At 74.9% G+C, this 13208-nt stretch carries 15 protein-coding genes; 4 read left to right on the forward strand and 11 right to left on the reverse strand.

Annotated elements, in window-relative coordinates; all coding sequences use genetic code 11:
- Positions 1–22 precede the first annotated feature (22 nt).
- Positions 23–1093: a YeiH family protein gene (locus N0B34_RS07125; protein ID WP_263730641.1), complete on the forward strand. Its 1071-nt coding sequence runs from the start codon at positions 23–25 to the stop codon at positions 1091–1093.
- Between the two features lie 15 nt (positions 1094–1108).
- Here N0B34_RS07125 and N0B34_RS07130 read toward each other — a convergent pair whose 3' ends face one another.
- The 6 genes from N0B34_RS07130 to N0B34_RS07155 form a co-directional block, all read right to left on the reverse strand.
- Positions 1109–2305, reverse strand: coding sequence for a cation:proton antiporter (locus tag N0B34_RS07130; RefSeq protein ID WP_263730642.1), 1197 nt, complete (start codon positions 2303–2305; stop codon positions 1109–1111).
- A 155-nt stretch (positions 2306–2460) separates the two neighbouring features.
- Positions 2461–3498: an NAD(P)/FAD-dependent oxidoreductase gene (locus N0B34_RS07135; RefSeq protein ID WP_263730643.1), complete on the reverse strand. Its 1038-nt coding sequence runs from the start codon at positions 3496–3498 to the stop codon at positions 2461–2463.
- Complete coding sequence (locus N0B34_RS07140; RefSeq protein ID WP_263730644.1) at positions 3495–4043, reverse strand: isoprenylcysteine carboxyl methyltransferase family protein; 549 nt, start codon at positions 4041–4043, stop codon at positions 3495–3497. The genes N0B34_RS07135 and N0B34_RS07140 overlap by 4 nt, the downstream gene beginning before the upstream one ends.
- 3 nt (positions 4044–4046) lie before the next feature.
- Positions 4047–5117: a type III polyketide synthase gene (locus N0B34_RS07145; protein ID WP_263730645.1), complete on the reverse strand. Its 1071-nt coding sequence runs from the start codon at positions 5115–5117 to the stop codon at positions 4047–4049.
- A 64-nt stretch (positions 5118–5181) separates the two neighbouring features.
- Positions 5182–5883 carry an SDR family NAD(P)-dependent oxidoreductase gene (locus N0B34_RS07150; protein WP_263730646.1) on the reverse strand — a complete coding sequence of 234 codons (702 nt, stop codon included), beginning with the start codon at positions 5881–5883 and terminating at the stop codon, positions 5182–5184.
- A 57-nt stretch (positions 5884–5940) separates the two neighbouring features.
- On the reverse strand, positions 5941–6645 hold the full coding sequence (locus tag N0B34_RS07155) for a zinc-binding dehydrogenase (protein WP_263730647.1): 705 nt from the start codon (positions 6643–6645) through the stop codon (positions 5941–5943).
- Here N0B34_RS07155 and N0B34_RS07160 point away from each other — a divergent pair.
- Entirely contained in the window at positions 6632–7009 is a 378-nt protein-coding gene (locus N0B34_RS07160) for a hypothetical protein (protein ID WP_263730648.1), read from the forward strand. The two genes, N0B34_RS07155 and N0B34_RS07160, sit on opposite strands and share 14 nt — an antisense overlap.
- Positions 7010–7026: 17 nt before the next feature.
- On the opposite strand, the gene N0B34_RS07165 is transcribed toward N0B34_RS07160, so the two are convergent.
- Positions 7027–7608: a TetR/AcrR family transcriptional regulator gene (locus N0B34_RS07165; RefSeq protein WP_263730649.1), complete on the reverse strand. Its 582-nt coding sequence runs from the start codon at positions 7606–7608 to the stop codon at positions 7027–7029.
- Between the two features lie 84 nt (positions 7609–7692).
- On the opposite strand from N0B34_RS07165, the gene N0B34_RS07170 reads away from it, so the two are divergent.
- Positions 7693–8583 (forward strand): NAD(P)H-binding protein, encoded by an 891-nt coding sequence (locus tag N0B34_RS07170; protein ID WP_263730650.1) that lies wholly within the window; start codon positions 7693–7695, stop codon positions 8581–8583.
- 74 nt (positions 8584–8657) lie between these two features.
- Complete coding sequence (locus tag N0B34_RS07175) at positions 8658–9092, forward strand: MarR family winged helix-turn-helix transcriptional regulator (protein WP_263730651.1); 435 nt, start codon at positions 8658–8660, stop codon at positions 9090–9092.
- 70 nt (positions 9093–9162) lie between these two features.
- Here the strand turns inward: N0B34_RS07175 and N0B34_RS07180 are convergent, their stop codons facing one another.
- The 4 genes from N0B34_RS07180 to N0B34_RS07195 are packed head-to-tail and all read right to left on the reverse strand — an operon-like array spanning position 9163 to position 13161.
- The gene (locus N0B34_RS07180) at positions 9163–10248 is read right to left on the reverse strand and encodes an enolase C-terminal domain-like protein (RefSeq protein WP_263730652.1); all 1086 of its coding nucleotides are present in this window, start codon (positions 10246–10248) and stop codon (positions 9163–9165) included.
- Positions 10245–11918: a GMC family oxidoreductase gene (locus tag N0B34_RS07185; RefSeq protein WP_263730653.1), complete on the reverse strand. Its 1674-nt coding sequence runs from the start codon at positions 11916–11918 to the stop codon at positions 10245–10247. Before N0B34_RS07185 ends, N0B34_RS07180 begins: the two co-directional genes overlap by 4 nt.
- On the reverse strand, positions 11915–12676 hold the full coding sequence (locus tag N0B34_RS07190; protein ID WP_263730654.1) for a gluconate 2-dehydrogenase subunit 3 family protein: 762 nt from the start codon (positions 12674–12676) through the stop codon (positions 11915–11917). The genes N0B34_RS07185 and N0B34_RS07190 overlap by 4 nt, the downstream gene beginning before the upstream one ends.
- Positions 12673–13161, reverse strand: a complete 489-nt coding sequence (locus tag N0B34_RS07195; protein ID WP_263730655.1) for a hypothetical protein — start codon at positions 13159–13161, stop codon at positions 12673–12675. The genes N0B34_RS07190 and N0B34_RS07195 overlap by 4 nt, the downstream gene beginning before the upstream one ends.
- Positions 13162–13208: the final 47 nt, after the last annotated feature.

The raw sequence follows: 13208 nt of genomic DNA on the forward strand, positions 1-13208 counted from the left end.
CGCCCGGCGCCACCCTGATGGGGTGACGACATCTGAGACGGACGCACCGCCGCTGCCCACCCCTCCTGCACGCTCCGTCCGTACCGCCGGACCCGGCCTCGCCGTCGCCGTGCTGCTGGGGGCGGCGGCGACGTGGGTCGGCATCCTGGTGCCGGTCGTCGGCGGACCGGTGGTCGGCATCGTCCTCGGTGTGCTGTGCCGTGAGCTGCTGCTGCGGCGCGCGCCGTGGTCGGTAAACCTGGACACGGGTGCGCGGATCGCGTCGAAGCAGGTGCTGCAAGCAGCCGTGGTCCTGCTGGGCCTCGGGCTGTCGCTGAGCCAGGTGCTGGCGACCGGGCGGTCGGCGCTGCCCGTGATGCTCGGCACGCTGGCGGTCGGGCTGGCCGGAGCGGCGGTGCTCGGCCGGCGCCTGGGGCTGGACCGGGAGACGCGCACGCTCGTCGGGGTGGGTACCGCGATATGCGGGGCCTCCGCCATCGCCGCGACCAGCGCCGTCATCGGCGCGTCCGAGGTGGCCGTCGCCACCTCCGTCACCACCATCTTCCTGTTCAACGCCCTGGCGGCGGTGCTCTTCCCCGTGGTCGGCCACCTGCTCGGGCTGTCCCAGGCGGCGTTCGGACTGTGGGCAGGCACGGCGGTCAACGACGCGTCCTCCGTGGTCGCCGCCGGAACGGTGTTCGGCGCCAGCGCACTGGCGACCGCGGTGGTGGTCAAGCTGACGCGGACGCTGATGATCGTGCCGATCACCCTCACCCTGGCCGTGGGGGCCCACCGACGTGCCCGTGCCGCCGCCGGGGCGGCGGGGCAGCGCGGGCCGACGGTGCGCTGGACGAGGCTGGTGCCCCCCTTCCTGGTCCTGTTCCTCGTCGCCGCCGCCGTGAACTCGGCGCACGCCGTGCCGACGACCTGGCAGCCGGGGCTGGCGTGGACCGCACGGCTACTGACGGCCGTCGCCCTCGCCGGCGTCGGGCTGCTGACGCCGGTCGAGGGTCTGCGCCGGGCGGGCTGGCGGCCCCTCGCGCTGGGAGGCGCGCTGTGGCTGGCCGTCGCGAGCAGCAGCCTCGCGCTGCAGGGCCTGACCGGGCGCCTCTGAGGGTCCCAGTGCCGCTCAGCCGCTCGTCGGGGGCTGCGTGGGTCCCGGACGCGACTCGGAGACGCTGTCGGCGCCGGTGTCGTGCTGCCCGAGGGACCGCGCTGCCAGGGCGGCACCGGCGGAGGCGGCTCCGATGGTGAGCAGCGCCCCGAGGACGAGTGCAGCGGGTACCCCTGGCCCGAGCAGAGCCGACTGGGTGCCCAGCGTCGCGGCAGCGACCGGGACGCCCAGCTGCGCGGCCGCCAGGGCGCCGAGGGACATGGGCTGCCCGACGGCCCGGGTCGCCAGGTGGGCCACCACCGCGCCGATGCCGAGCGCGACGCCGAGCCAGACGAGCGCAGGCCTCCGGCCCAGCGCGTGCAGGTCGAGCGACGCACCGAGCCAGACGAAGAAGACGGGGCCGAGGAAGCCCTCGGTCACCGCGAACAGCTGGCGTGCCAGGCGCCGCGGCTCCCCGATGGCGGCGACCACCAGCCCGAACGTGAACCCGGCGAGCATCACGGAGACGTGGCCCAGCTGGGCGACCGCGGCGAGGGCGAACAGGATCGTCAGGTTGCTCCGCAGCTCGAGGGCGAGCTTGCGACGCTCCGACACCCGGTGCAGGCGGTGGCGCCAGCCGCGCCGTTCGGCGGCCCGCAGCAGCACGTACAGCACCGCCGCCGTGGCGACGACAGCCGCGGCGCCCAGCGCCGCCCGTGGTGCTCCGGCCGGGTCGACGGCCAGGGGGACCGCGACGATGCAGGCGGCGTCGGCGACGGCGACCTGAGGCAGCAGCCGGAGCACGGGAGGGCCGTCGAGGCGCAGGTCCTGCACGGTCGGCAGGATCACCGCCGCCGACGACGACGCCATCAGGACGGCGTACAGCGCCGCGTGCCCCGTCCCCGTGAGCGTGGCGACGCCGAGCGCCAGCGGCACCGCCGCGACCACCACCACCCCGAAACGCAGGAGTCCCACCGGCAGGGCGTCCCGCAGGCGCCGGTCGGCCACCGGGACGTGGGAGCCCGCCACGAACATCACCAGCGCGAACCCGACGTTGGCCAGGAACGCGAAGGTCGGCTGCGACGCCTGCAGCGCACCGACTCCCATCGGCCCGAGCAGGATGCCGGCGAGCAGCTCGCCCACCACCACCGGCACTCCCCAGCGCCGCGGCGCGGCCAGCGCCGGACCGAGCAGCCCGGCGAGACAGATCAGTGCCAGCGCCGCGAAGCTCATGCGGACCCGCCCGGGCCGGTCGAGGGCCGGTGGCACGGGCTGCCGGCCACCGTGGAGGCGTGCCGTCCGGGCTCGCCGCGGCGCGGCTGTCCACCCTTCGCAACGATCCGCGCCACAGGTCCAGTCTGGCGGGCCTCGTGCCCAGGCGAGCGCGTTCAGCGCGCGAGCCGCTCCACGATCGTGCCGAACAGCCATGGAGCCGCTTGAGCGACCGGGACGACGCCGCGGCGCGCCGGCGAGGCCGCCCACGTGACGAGCCCGGCGGTCAGCAGCCGGTAGTCGCGTGTGGCGCGGAGCCAGGCGTGCTCGTAGGCGGCCGGGTCGTCGAGGTGGGCGATCGCCGCGTGCGCCTGCGCCAGCCCGACCCGCAGCCCCTCGCCGGTCAGCGCGTCCACGTAGCCGGACGCGTCCCCGACCAGGCGGACGCGGCCCGCGGTGCGCGCCTTCGTCCGCTGCAGCAGCGGCCCGGCACCGCGCACGGTGCTGGTGGGCACGGCGCCGTCCAGCCGGCGTCGCAGGGACGGGAAGGACCCGAGCGCCGTGTCGAAGTCCGCACCGCGCGGGCCGAGCAGCGCCACGCCGACCTCGTCGCGGCCGACGGGCGTGACGTACGCCTCCGAGTCGGCGCCCCAGTGGACCTCGACGCGGTCGGTCCACGGGGCGACCGCGAAGTGCCGACGCAGCCCGAAGCGCGGTGGCGCGGTAGGGCCCCGGCGTGGGCCGGCCTCCAGACCGACCAGGCCCCGCACCGTCGAGTGCAGCCCGTCGCAACCGAGCAGCCACCGACCTCGCAGACCCGCGGCCTCGACGCTCGTCGGCCCGAGCCGGACCTCGGTGACTCGGGCTGCGCGGTGATCGACGCCCAGGGCGGCCGCGCGCGCGAGCAGGGTGCCGTGCAGCACGGTCCGCCGCACGCCCCTGCCGTGCCCGCCGCGGAACGCGTGCTCCGCCCGCCGTTGCTCGTCGCGGTACGTGATGCCGGTCAGCGGATGCCCCTCGGGGTCGACGCCCAGGCGCGCGAGGGCCGCCAGCGTCCCGGGCATCAGCCCTTCGCCGCACGCCTTGTCGATCGCTCCGACCCGGGGTTCGACCACCACCGCGGACAAGCCGGCCAGTCGCGCCTCGATCGCGGCGGCGAGCCCGACGGGTCCGCCACCGACGACGATCACGTCGGTGTCGAGGTCGGCGGTCATGCGTGCGCGACGTCCGGACCGGCCGCAGGGGCCGCCTCGCGCAAGGCCGCCTCCTCGGCCGGTATCCGGTACCGCAGCAGCAGCACGGCGTTCAGCAGGGTGAAGGCCACCGCGGTGATCCAGGCGCTGTGCACCAGCGGCAGCGCGACGCCCTCGGCCACCACCGCGACGTAGTTCGGGTGGCGCAGCACCCGGTACGGGCCCGAGGTGACCAGCGGCAGGCCCGGCACCACGATGATCCGGGTGTTCCACCGCGGTCCGAGAGTGCTGATGCACCACCAGCGCAGCGCCTGGCTCGCCACCGCGACCGCGAGAGCGGTCCAGCCGAGAACGGGCACGAACGACCGACGCGCCACCAGCACCTCGGCAGCGCAGGCGACCAGCAGCGCGGCGTGCAGCGCGACCATCGGGGGGAAGTGCCCGCGGCCATGCTCGGTGCCACCCCTGGCGAAGGACCAGGCCGCGTTCCGGGTGGAGACGACGAGCTCGACGCTGCGCTCGAGCGCCACCACGCCCAGCACCACCAGGTAGACCTCGACGGACACGGTTCAGACCTCCTCGGGGCGGCGCAGCACCACGACCTCCGCGCTGACGCCGGGGCCGAACGCGAACAGGACGGCGAGCTGCCCCGCGGACGGCTCCGCGTCTCTCAGCGTGTCGGCGAGGACGTGCAGCACCGAGGACGACGACAGGTTGCCCACCGCGGCGAGCGACCGGCGGCTACGGTCCAGCGTGCCGTCCGTCAGACCGAGCGCGCGCTCGGCGGCGTCGAGGATCCGCGGCCCGCCCGGGTGCGCGATCCACGTGCCGACATCGCCCACCTTCGCGCCGAGCGGCTCGAGGCAGGCCTCGACGTCGGCGCGCAGGTGCGCCTCGACGACGTCGGCGAGACCGGGTCCGAGCACGATGCGGAACCCGCTGCCGCCGATGTCCCAGCCGAGCATCCCCGCGGTGTCGGGGTACACGCCGCTGCGGGTGCCGACGACGTCGAGGCCGTCCCGGCCGGCCGCGCGGCGGTCGCCCAGCATCACCACCGCGGCGGCGCCGTCGCCGAACAGGCCGCTGGAGACCAGGTTCGCGGGCGAGTCGTCGCCGTGCTGGATGGTGAGCGAGCACAGCTCCACCGAGACGACCAGCGCGACGTCGTCGGGGTGTCCCACCAGGTAGTCGTGCACGCGGGCGACCGCCGAGGCGCCGGCCACGCAGCCCAGGCCGAACGACGGCAGCCGACGCACGTTCGGGCGCAGCCCCAGCCGCGCGACCAGCTGGGCGTCGAGCGACGGCGCACCGACGCCGGTGACCGTGGTGAACAGCAGGAAGTCGACGTCGGCGGGGTGCAGGTCCGCCGCAGCCAGCGCCCGACGGACCGCGTCCTCAGCGAGGTCCGCGCCGATCGTCTCGAACAAGTGGTTCGCCTCGCCGAACCCGCGCAGCTCCGCGTAACGCGCGAGCGGCAGCGCGAGGTGCCGCGTCCGGACGCCGCTGGCGCCGTGGAACCGTGCGAGCGCTGCGAGCCGGCCGGCGTCCTGCGACAGCAGCGGCCCGATCGCCGCGGTGATCTCCGACTGGTCGTGCCGGTGCGCCGCGAGCACCGGTGCGACGGACACGACCCGCGACATCACGGCATCGTGCCACGGGGTTGAGCAGGCCACCCGGTGGGGAGAGCAGCCGGCCGCCGACGACCTACCAGCGGACGGTTCGCCCCAGGTAGTCCAGGTACTGCAGCCCGCCGCGCCCGTGCTGGGCGGCCACGGTCTCGACCAGGTTCGGGATGCTCTCCTCGACGGTCAGCGGCGCGGCCGGACCGCCGAGGTCCGTGCGGACCCATCCCGGGGCCAGCAGCAGCAGGGTGCGTGGGTCGGCGCGATGCCGGGCCGCGTAGCTGCGCATCAGCTGGTTCAGGGCGGCCTTGGACGCCCGGTAGATCTCGAAGCCGCCGCGCTCGTTGTTCGCGACGCTGCCCTGGCCGGAGGACATGATCGCGATGGTGCCCGCCGGCTCCACCAGGTCCTGGAACGCCTCCACCAGCCGCATGGGGCTCAGCGCGTTGGTCACCATGAGCCGGACGAACTCGGACGTGCTCACGGTGGCGACGGTGTCGCTCTCGTCGTCCGTCACTCCGGCGTTGACCAGCAGCAGGTCGAACCGCCGCGCGTCCAGACGGGTGCGGAGCGCGTCGACCTGGTCGGGCTCGGTGATGTCGACGATCTCGATGGTCAGCCGGCCGCCGGCACCTGGCAGCGCCTGGTGCAGCGCGGTCGGGCCCGATCCCCGCACCGTGGCGACCACCGTCGAGCCGCGGGCCAGGTACTGCTGCGCCAGCGCGAGGCCGAGCCCACGGGAGGCTCCGATCAGCAGGACCCTGCGGTGCGGTTCCGTCGTCATGGCCTCATCCTCGCCGCGGTGCAGGGGAGGCGGCCGCTCAGGGCCGGTCAGTGCTGGTCACGGGACCAGCACGATCCGCCCGAAGACGGTTCCCTCGTCCATCTGCCGGTGCGCCTCCGCTGCCTGGTCGAGCGGGAGGACGGCGTGGACCACCGGCGCGAGCTCACCGCGGACGGCTGCGAGGAACAGCTGCTCGCGGGCCTGGCTCCGCTCCCCGGCTCCCACCGTGGCGAGGCTGAAGGTGGCGAACGAGCGGGACAGCTGGAAGGCCCGCAGCAGCGGCGCGGCGAAGTCTGGCGGCGGGAACCCGGCGGCCGCGCCGACGAGGACGTAGCGCCCGTTCGGGGACAGCCGGTCGAGGAACACCGGGACGTCGGCACCGCCGACGACGTCCAGGAGCACGTCGACGCTGTCGGCCGCGGCGTCGCCCGCGCCCGAGCGGTCCAGCACGTGCGTGGCCCCGAGGTCGCGCAGCCGGCGACCGCGGTCGGTCGACGAGGTCGTGACGGCCACGGCGCCGGCACCCGCGCGCGCCGCCAGCTGGACGGCCGCGATGCCGATGCTGCCCGCGGCACCCCGCACCAGCACGGAGTCGCCGGGGGAGAAGCCTGCATGGGCCAGCGCGAAGTGCGCGACGGTCGCGGCGCTGCCCAGCGTCACCGCGTCGACCGACGGGAGAGCCGACGGGAGCGCCGTCACGTCGTCCACGTGCGCCACCGCGTGCTCGGCGTACGCCCCCGACGTCCCGGTGGCGGCCCACACCCGTCGACCGACCCAGGACGGGTGCGCTCAGGCGGACCCGTGGACCGGTCTCACCGAGGCGCTGCGGGGTCTGCTGGTGCTCAACGTGCAGAACCGCGCCTTCGTCGACGCGCTGCTGACCAGCATGCCGCCGGGGGCGCTCGCGCAGCATCGTCGTGAGCTGCTCGGGCTGCTCGGCGGACTGGCGGCACGAGCCCGCGAGGCGGGACGGCTCCGGGCGGACTTCGTCATCGAGGACCTGGTGCTGGTGCTGTCCGCCGGTCGGGGACTGGCTGCCGGGAGTCGCGAGCGGCTCCCGGCCGCCGCGCACCGCTTCGCCGACCTGGCGATCGACGCCCTCCGCGAACCGCGACGTCCGCGCTGACTGACCGGCGAGGACCGTCAGGCGCCGGGTGCCGACCCGCTCGGGGCGCCGCGGACGCCCTCGAGCTGCAGCTGCACGTGGCGGCGCCAGTCGCCGTCGCCGGTCATGTTGGCCATCGCCCCACGCGTGATCAGGACGAAGTCGTCCGCGTCGAAGTCGGACCGCAGCACGCCGGCCTCGACCGCACGCGTGACGATCCGCTCGACGACGTCCCCGAGCGCCACCTTCTGCTCCGCGATGGCGTCCCACCGCGGCTCCTGCGGACCGAGCAGTGCACGCCGGAACGCGGAGTCCGCCTCCACGGACTCGAGGTAGCCGTAGAGCAGCCGCTCGAAGGCCTCCGTCGGGTCGGTCAGCTGCTCGGCCGCGAGGGCGAGGTCGGTCGCCGCCTCGAACCGGCGGCCGACGATCGCCGCGACCAGCGACCGCTTGTCCGCGAAGTGGCGGTACACCGTGCCGATTCCGAGACCGGCGTGCGACGCGATCTCCTCCATCTGCGCGTCGTCACCCCGAGCTCCGAGCAGCTCCGCGGCGGCAGCCAGGATCGCCTCGCGGTTGCGACGGGCGTCCGCGCGCAGCGGCTGGCGCTCGGTGGTCATGGCTGCCGAGCGTAGTTGACGGGGGTGCGACGACGCGGCATATGCTGAAGCGGACTTCCGGTTCCGCATACAGGAGGTCGTCGCATGATCGTCGTCACCGCGCCCACGGGGCAGATCGGCAGTGCGCTGGTCCGTCGGCTCCTCGAGCAGGACGAGCCGGTCCGGGTGGTCGTCCGCGACCCCGGGCGTCTGGCTCCCGACGTCCGTGACCAAGTCGAGGTCGTCACGGGCAGCCACGCGGAGCCCGCCGTGCTGGACCAGGCGCTGCCCGGGGCCGACGCGCTGCTCTGGTTGGTCCCGCCGGACCGGTCGGCCCCCGACGTGCGGGAGCACTACCTGCGCTATGCCACGGTCGCGGCCGACGCGGTCCGCCGGCACGGGACCGGGCGCGTCGTCGGCATCTCCAGCGCCGGCCACGGCTGGACGGAACCGGCGGGCGTGCTGTCCGCCGCCTTCGCGATGGACGAGGAGCTCGCGGGATCCGGTGCCGCCTACCGGGCGCTGTCCATGCCGTTCTACATGGAGAACCTGCTGGGTCAGCTCGACTCGATCTCCGGCGCCGGCGTCTTCAGCCTCGCCGCGCCGGCCGACCGGCCCTTCGCGACGGTCGCCACGGCGGACGTCGCCGAGGCCGCGGCGGACCTGCTGACGGACCGGGGCTGGCAGGGTCAGGGCGACGTGCCCCTGTTCGGGCCGGACCGGCTCACACCCGACCAGATGGCCGAGGTGATGAGCGGAGAGCTGGGCCGGCCGGTCGCCTACCGGTCCCTCACGCTCGAGGAGCTCGCCGCCGGCATGCGCACCGCGGGCGCCCGCGACCGGGCGGTGCGGGACACGACCGACGTGTTCGCGGCGCACGCCGGAGGCATCTACGACGCGGACTGGGCCGCGGCGCGGCTCGGGTCCACCGACTTCGCCGCCTGGTGCCGCACCGTGCTGAGGCCCCAGGCGCAGGCGCACCCCGCGTGGCGCTGAGCGGGCTCGTCGAGCAGGGCAGCGATAGTTGCTACCGTGCAAGTGTCGGGGTCCGGCGGAGCACGGGAGGGCCGATGGTGCGCAGTGCCACCGAGGAGGGGCTCCTGGAGGCAGCTCGCGGCGTGATGCGCATCGCGCTGCAGGCCGCCGACGGCATCGGGGACGTGTCCGTGGTCCAGCTTCGCGCCCTGACCGTCCTGGACCACCTGGGCCAGGCGAACCTCGGCGACCTCGCCGACCGCATGGGTGTCACCCCGTCCACCACCAGCCGCCTGGTCGACCGGCTGGTCGTCGCCGGGCTGGTGGAACGGGCGACCGCGGAGCACAGCCGGCGGGAGGTCGCCCTGCGGCTGACCACCCACGGTCGCGCGACGCTGCAGCGCTACGACGACCTGCGCCTGGCGGGGCTCCAGGGGCTGCTCGCCACCCTCCCGGAGCCGGAGCGTGAGCTGGCGGTGCGAGGACTGCTCGCGCTCGGTTCCGGCGCGGGCGCCGTGGGTCGGAGCTGAGCCGCTGCGGGTGGTCGCCGAACGGGTGGACCGGCCGGTGGTCAGAGGCCAGCGATCGGTGCTCCGGCTGTCACCGGACGCGCCACTCCGCGGCCTCCTCGCGGAGCGTCATCCCGTGCCCGGGGCCGGTGCCGACCACCAACGCGCCGTCCTCCACGGGAGGCGCGCCGTCGACCAGCAGCGGCTCCAGGCGCGCGTGGTCGGCGAACCACTCGAGGTGACGCAGCGCCGGCAGGGCGGCCGCGACCGGTGCGTGCAGGGACGGTGCGCAGTGCCCGGACACCTGGAGTCCGGCGGCTGCGGCCAACCCGGCACAGCGGAGCCAGCCGGTGTAGCCACCGCACCGGGTCACGTCGAGCTGCAGGCAGTCGACCGAGGGCACCATGCGCGCGGCGTCGTAGACGTCCGTGAGGTACTCGCCCGCGGCGACGTCGCACCCGAGCACGCCGCGCAGCAGCGCGAGCCCCTGGAGGTCGTCGCTGGTCACCGGTTCCTCGAACCAGGTCACCCCGAGGTCGTCCAGCTCGAGGCCGACCCGGCGCGCCTCGCCGGGGGAGTAGCCGCCGTTCGCGTCGACCATCAGCGTGACGTCGTCGCCGGCGAGGGACCGCAGCTGCCGCACCCGGTCGAGGTCCCGGTCGCGCCGCTGCCCCCACGACTCGCCGATCTTGATCTTCATCGCCCGGCACCCCACGGACCGCCACCAGCCGACCTGCTCGGCGAGCTGGTCGGCGTCGAACGTGGTGAAGCCACCCGAGCCGTACACCGGCACGCGGTCGCGCACGCGACCGAACAGGTCGGCGAGCGGCACGTCGACCAGGCGGGCCTTGAGGTCCCACAGGGCGATGTCCACGGCGCTCTGGGCCTGGGCGAACAGCCCGCGCGTGCCGAGGTTGCGGCCGGCGCGGTGCATCGCCTCCCAGGCGCCGGGGACGTCCAGCGCGTCCCGGCCGCGCACCACGTCCGCCAGCTCGGCCTCCACCAGCGCGGCGGCGGCGGGGGAGCTGTACGTCCAGCCGAGGCCGGTGCGACCGTCCGCCGTCACCTGGACGGTCACCGCCGTGGTGGCGTCCCAGGTGAACGTGCCGTCGGCCTCCGGCGTCGGAGTCGGGAACCGGTAGGCCGCGACGCGCACGTCCTCGATCCGCGGCGTCATCGGGGCCGCTCCGCGTCGACCAGACCCGTGCGGGCGGCGGCGATCATCCGGTCGGCCGCGCGTGCGGCCAGCGACATGATCGTCAGCGCCGGGTTGGCGGACCCCTGCGTCGGCAGCACGCTGCCGTCGGTGACGTAGAGGTTCGGCACCGCGAAGCTGCGCAGGTCGGCATCGACCACACCGTCCTCCGGCCGACGGGCCATCCGGGCGCCACCCACCAGGTGGGCGTACCGCTGGACGGTCATCACCTCCTGCGCGCCGGCCGCCCGCAGGATCGTCTCCATGGACGCCTGCGCGGCGGCCATCAGCTGCCGGTCGTTGTCGCACCTGCTGTAGGAGAAGTGCGCGACCGGCAGCCCGTGCCGGTCCTGCTCGTCGGCCAGGGTGACCCGGTTGTCGGGCTGCGGGAGGAACTCGCACAGCGCACCCAGGGTCGACCAGTGGACGTAGTCGCGCATGTACTCGCGCAGCACCTCGCCCCAGTGGCCCTGGGCGGTGACGTGCTCGGACCACGTGATCGGCAACGGGCTGACCGTCTGGATCGACCAACCGCGCTTGTAGGGCTTGGTCGGGTCGGTCTCGTAGAAGGCCTCGCTGGAGACCTCCGGCGGCGGCGCCTTGTACATGCGCACCTCGGAGTCGAACCGGCCCGCGGTCTGCGGTGCGCCCTGCACCATCAGGTACCGGCCCACCTGGTCGTGGTCGTTGCACAGCCCGTCGGGGAACCGCCGGCTCGCGGAGAGCAGCAGCAGGCGCGGCGTCTCGATGCTGTACCCGGCCACGGCCACCGCCCGGGCGCGCTGCCGGTGCTCGAGCCCGTCGTGCAGGTAGGTGACGCCTGTCGCCAGGCCGGTGGAGTCGTCGACCAGGATCTTCGAGACGTGGCACCGGGCCCGGATCTCGGCGCCGTGCGCGAGGGCGTCCGGCACGTGCGTGATCAGGGGGCTCGCCTTCGCGTCGACCTTGCAGCCCTGCAGGCAGAAGCCGCGGTAGATGCAGTGCGGCCGGTTGCCGAACCGCCCGTTGGTGATGGCGACTGGTCCGACGCGAGCCTCGATCCCCGCGGCGGCGGCGCCCCGCAGGAACACGTCGCCGTTGCCGCCGACGGGGTGCGCGTGGTGCGGGTACTCGTGCGGGTCGCCCCACGGCCAGGGTTGCCCGGCGACCGGCAGCTCCTGCTCGATCTGCTCGTAGTACGGGCGCAGGTCGCCGTACGCGATGGGCCAGTCGGCGCCCACGCCGTCGGCCGTCCTGGTCCGGAAGTCCGACGGGTGGAACCGCGGCACGTAGCCGGCGAAGTGCACCATCGAGCCGCCGACGCCTCGCCCGGAGTTGTTGCTGCCGAGCGGCACCGGGTCGGTCCCGCCGATCTGCCGGGGCTCGGTCCAGTACAGCCGGTGCGAACCGCGCTCGTCGCTGACCCAGTCCCGGTCGGGGTCCCAGAAGGGGCCGGCGTCGAGGCACACGACCTTCCAACCGGCCCGGGCCAGGCGTTGCGTCAGCACCGAGCCGCCGGCGCCCGCGCCGATCACGACGAGGTCCACCTCGTCGTCCTCGTCGTACCGCCGCATGTCGTCCCGCAGCCGGTGCTGCGCGCGGTCGCCGTCGTTCGGCAGCAGCCACGCCGAGGCGTTGCGGCCGCGGATGCCGGCGTAGTCCGGGCCCCTCACGCCACCGACCCGCCGCCCGGCTCGTCGTCCCCGGACCGTTCGTGACGGTCGAGCCGCCGGCGCACCAGCTCGGCGTGCCGTGCCCGGGCGCGCTCGACGCGCTGGGCGAAGGGCACGGGGTCGCGGTCGAAGCTGTCGGCCACCTCGAACGGCTCCCGAGCGTCGACACCGCGGTTCTTGTAGCCGCGCGGGTAGGCCGGTCCGGGGAAGCCCATCTCGTTCCAGGCCCACGGGTGGGAGTAGAAGGCGGTGCAGCCGTACCGGGTCCACAGGCTCCAGACGTGGTCCGCGCTGAGCCCGCGCCACGGCGAGCCGTCGCCGCCGAGCTGCTGCACCTGCTGCAGCAGGGCGGCCTGGTCCTCGCGTTCCAGCTGCGCGAAGGGCCGCCCTGCCAGGTCGTCCGCGTCCTCGTCGAGCGCCGCCAGGCTGCGCCGCCAGGCGTCCGGGTCGCGCGGCATGTCGTCGTAGTGCCAGCCGTCGGTCTCGTCCGCGGCCAGGCGAGCGTCGATGAGCGCCACCACCGGGACGCGGGGCTCGGCGTCCTGCCCCAGCAGCAGGTCCATCAGCGCGACCGCGCAGGCGTTCTCCGCGAGGGAGAAGAAGGACAGCTCCACCGGTGGCGCCAGCCGCGCCAGCACGACCCCGGCGGTCACCGTGTCCCACCGGTGCACCTCGTCGAGCACGTCGAAGCCCGGGAACCGGCCGCGACCCTGCGGGGTCAGCGCGTGCTGGTCCGGCGCCCGGTACGGCCCCGTCACGCCCGGTCCTCGCGCCGCAGGATCGCGGCGAGCAGCCCCATGCCGCCGACCAGGCTGGCCAGCAGAGGCGCGAACAGCGGCGGTCCCATCTCCACGTTGTAGGACGCCATCTGCCAGCCGCCGGGCTTCTGCGCGATGCCCCGCCAGTGCAGGTAGGTGCCCTGCAGGCCGTTGACCACGATGGCCGCCGACGCGAGCGGCAGGACCGTCTTGGCCGCGCGCTTGGAGAAGACGCCGGCGACGGCGGCCGGGATCGCGGCGGGCAGGATCACCACCGGCCACCACATCATCTTGTTGCCGAAGCTCGCCGAGTCGTGCTCGGTGTAGATCTCCGCGGCCGTGATCGCCGCGCCGGCCGCCGTGAGCGCGGCCAGCGTCTGCTCGAACCGACCGGTGCGGACGTCGGCCAGCATCCGGTCGAGGAGGTGCTCGCCGGCGCCTGCCGGGGCGGCGCTCCCGCGCCGGTGCGTGCTGCTGCGGCCCATCCTGGGACCTCCGATCGGGCATCCGGGAACCCGTTCATCGTTGGTCG

This window comes from Cellulomonas sp. SG140 (assembly GCF_025770785.1).
Classification (GTDB): Bacteria; Actinomycetota; Actinomycetes; order Actinomycetales; family Cellulomonadaceae; genus Cellulomonas.

What these genes read in the sequence shown, in the direction of transcription:
- N0B34_RS07145 (WP_263730645.1), bottom strand. Translation starts at nt 5,117, where the DNA reads ATGTCGCGGGTCGTGTCCGTCGCACCGGTGCTCGCGGCGCACCGGCAC.
- N0B34_RS07170 (WP_263730650.1), top strand. Translation starts at nt 7,693, where the DNA reads ATGATCGTCGTCACCGCGCCCACGGGGCAGATCGGCAGTGCGCTGGTC.
- N0B34_RS07180 (WP_263730652.1), bottom strand. Translation starts at nt 10,248, where the DNA reads ATGACGCCGCGGATCGAGGACGTGCGCGTCGCGGCCTACCGGTTCCCG.
- N0B34_RS07130 (WP_263730642.1), bottom strand. Translation starts at nt 2,305, where the DNA reads ATGAGCTTCGCGGCGCTGGCACTGATCTGTCTCGCCGGGCTGCTCGGT.
- N0B34_RS07195 (WP_263730655.1), bottom strand. Translation starts at nt 13,161, where the DNA reads ATGGGCCGCAGCAGCACGCACCGGCGCGGGAGCGCCGCCCCGGCAGGC.
- N0B34_RS07165 (WP_263730649.1), bottom strand. Translation starts at nt 7,608, where the DNA reads ATGACCACCGAGCGCCAGCCGCTGCGCGCGGACGCCCGTCGCAACCGC.
- N0B34_RS07150 (WP_263730646.1), bottom strand. Translation starts at nt 5,883, where the DNA reads ATGACGACGGAACCGCACCGCAGGGTCCTGCTGATCGGAGCCTCCCGT.
- N0B34_RS07175 (WP_263730651.1), top strand. Translation starts at nt 8,658, where the DNA reads ATGGTGCGCAGTGCCACCGAGGAGGGGCTCCTGGAGGCAGCTCGCGGC.
- N0B34_RS07135 (WP_263730643.1), bottom strand. Translation starts at nt 3,498, where the DNA reads ATGACCGCCGACCTCGACACCGACGTGATCGTCGTCGGTGGCGGACCC.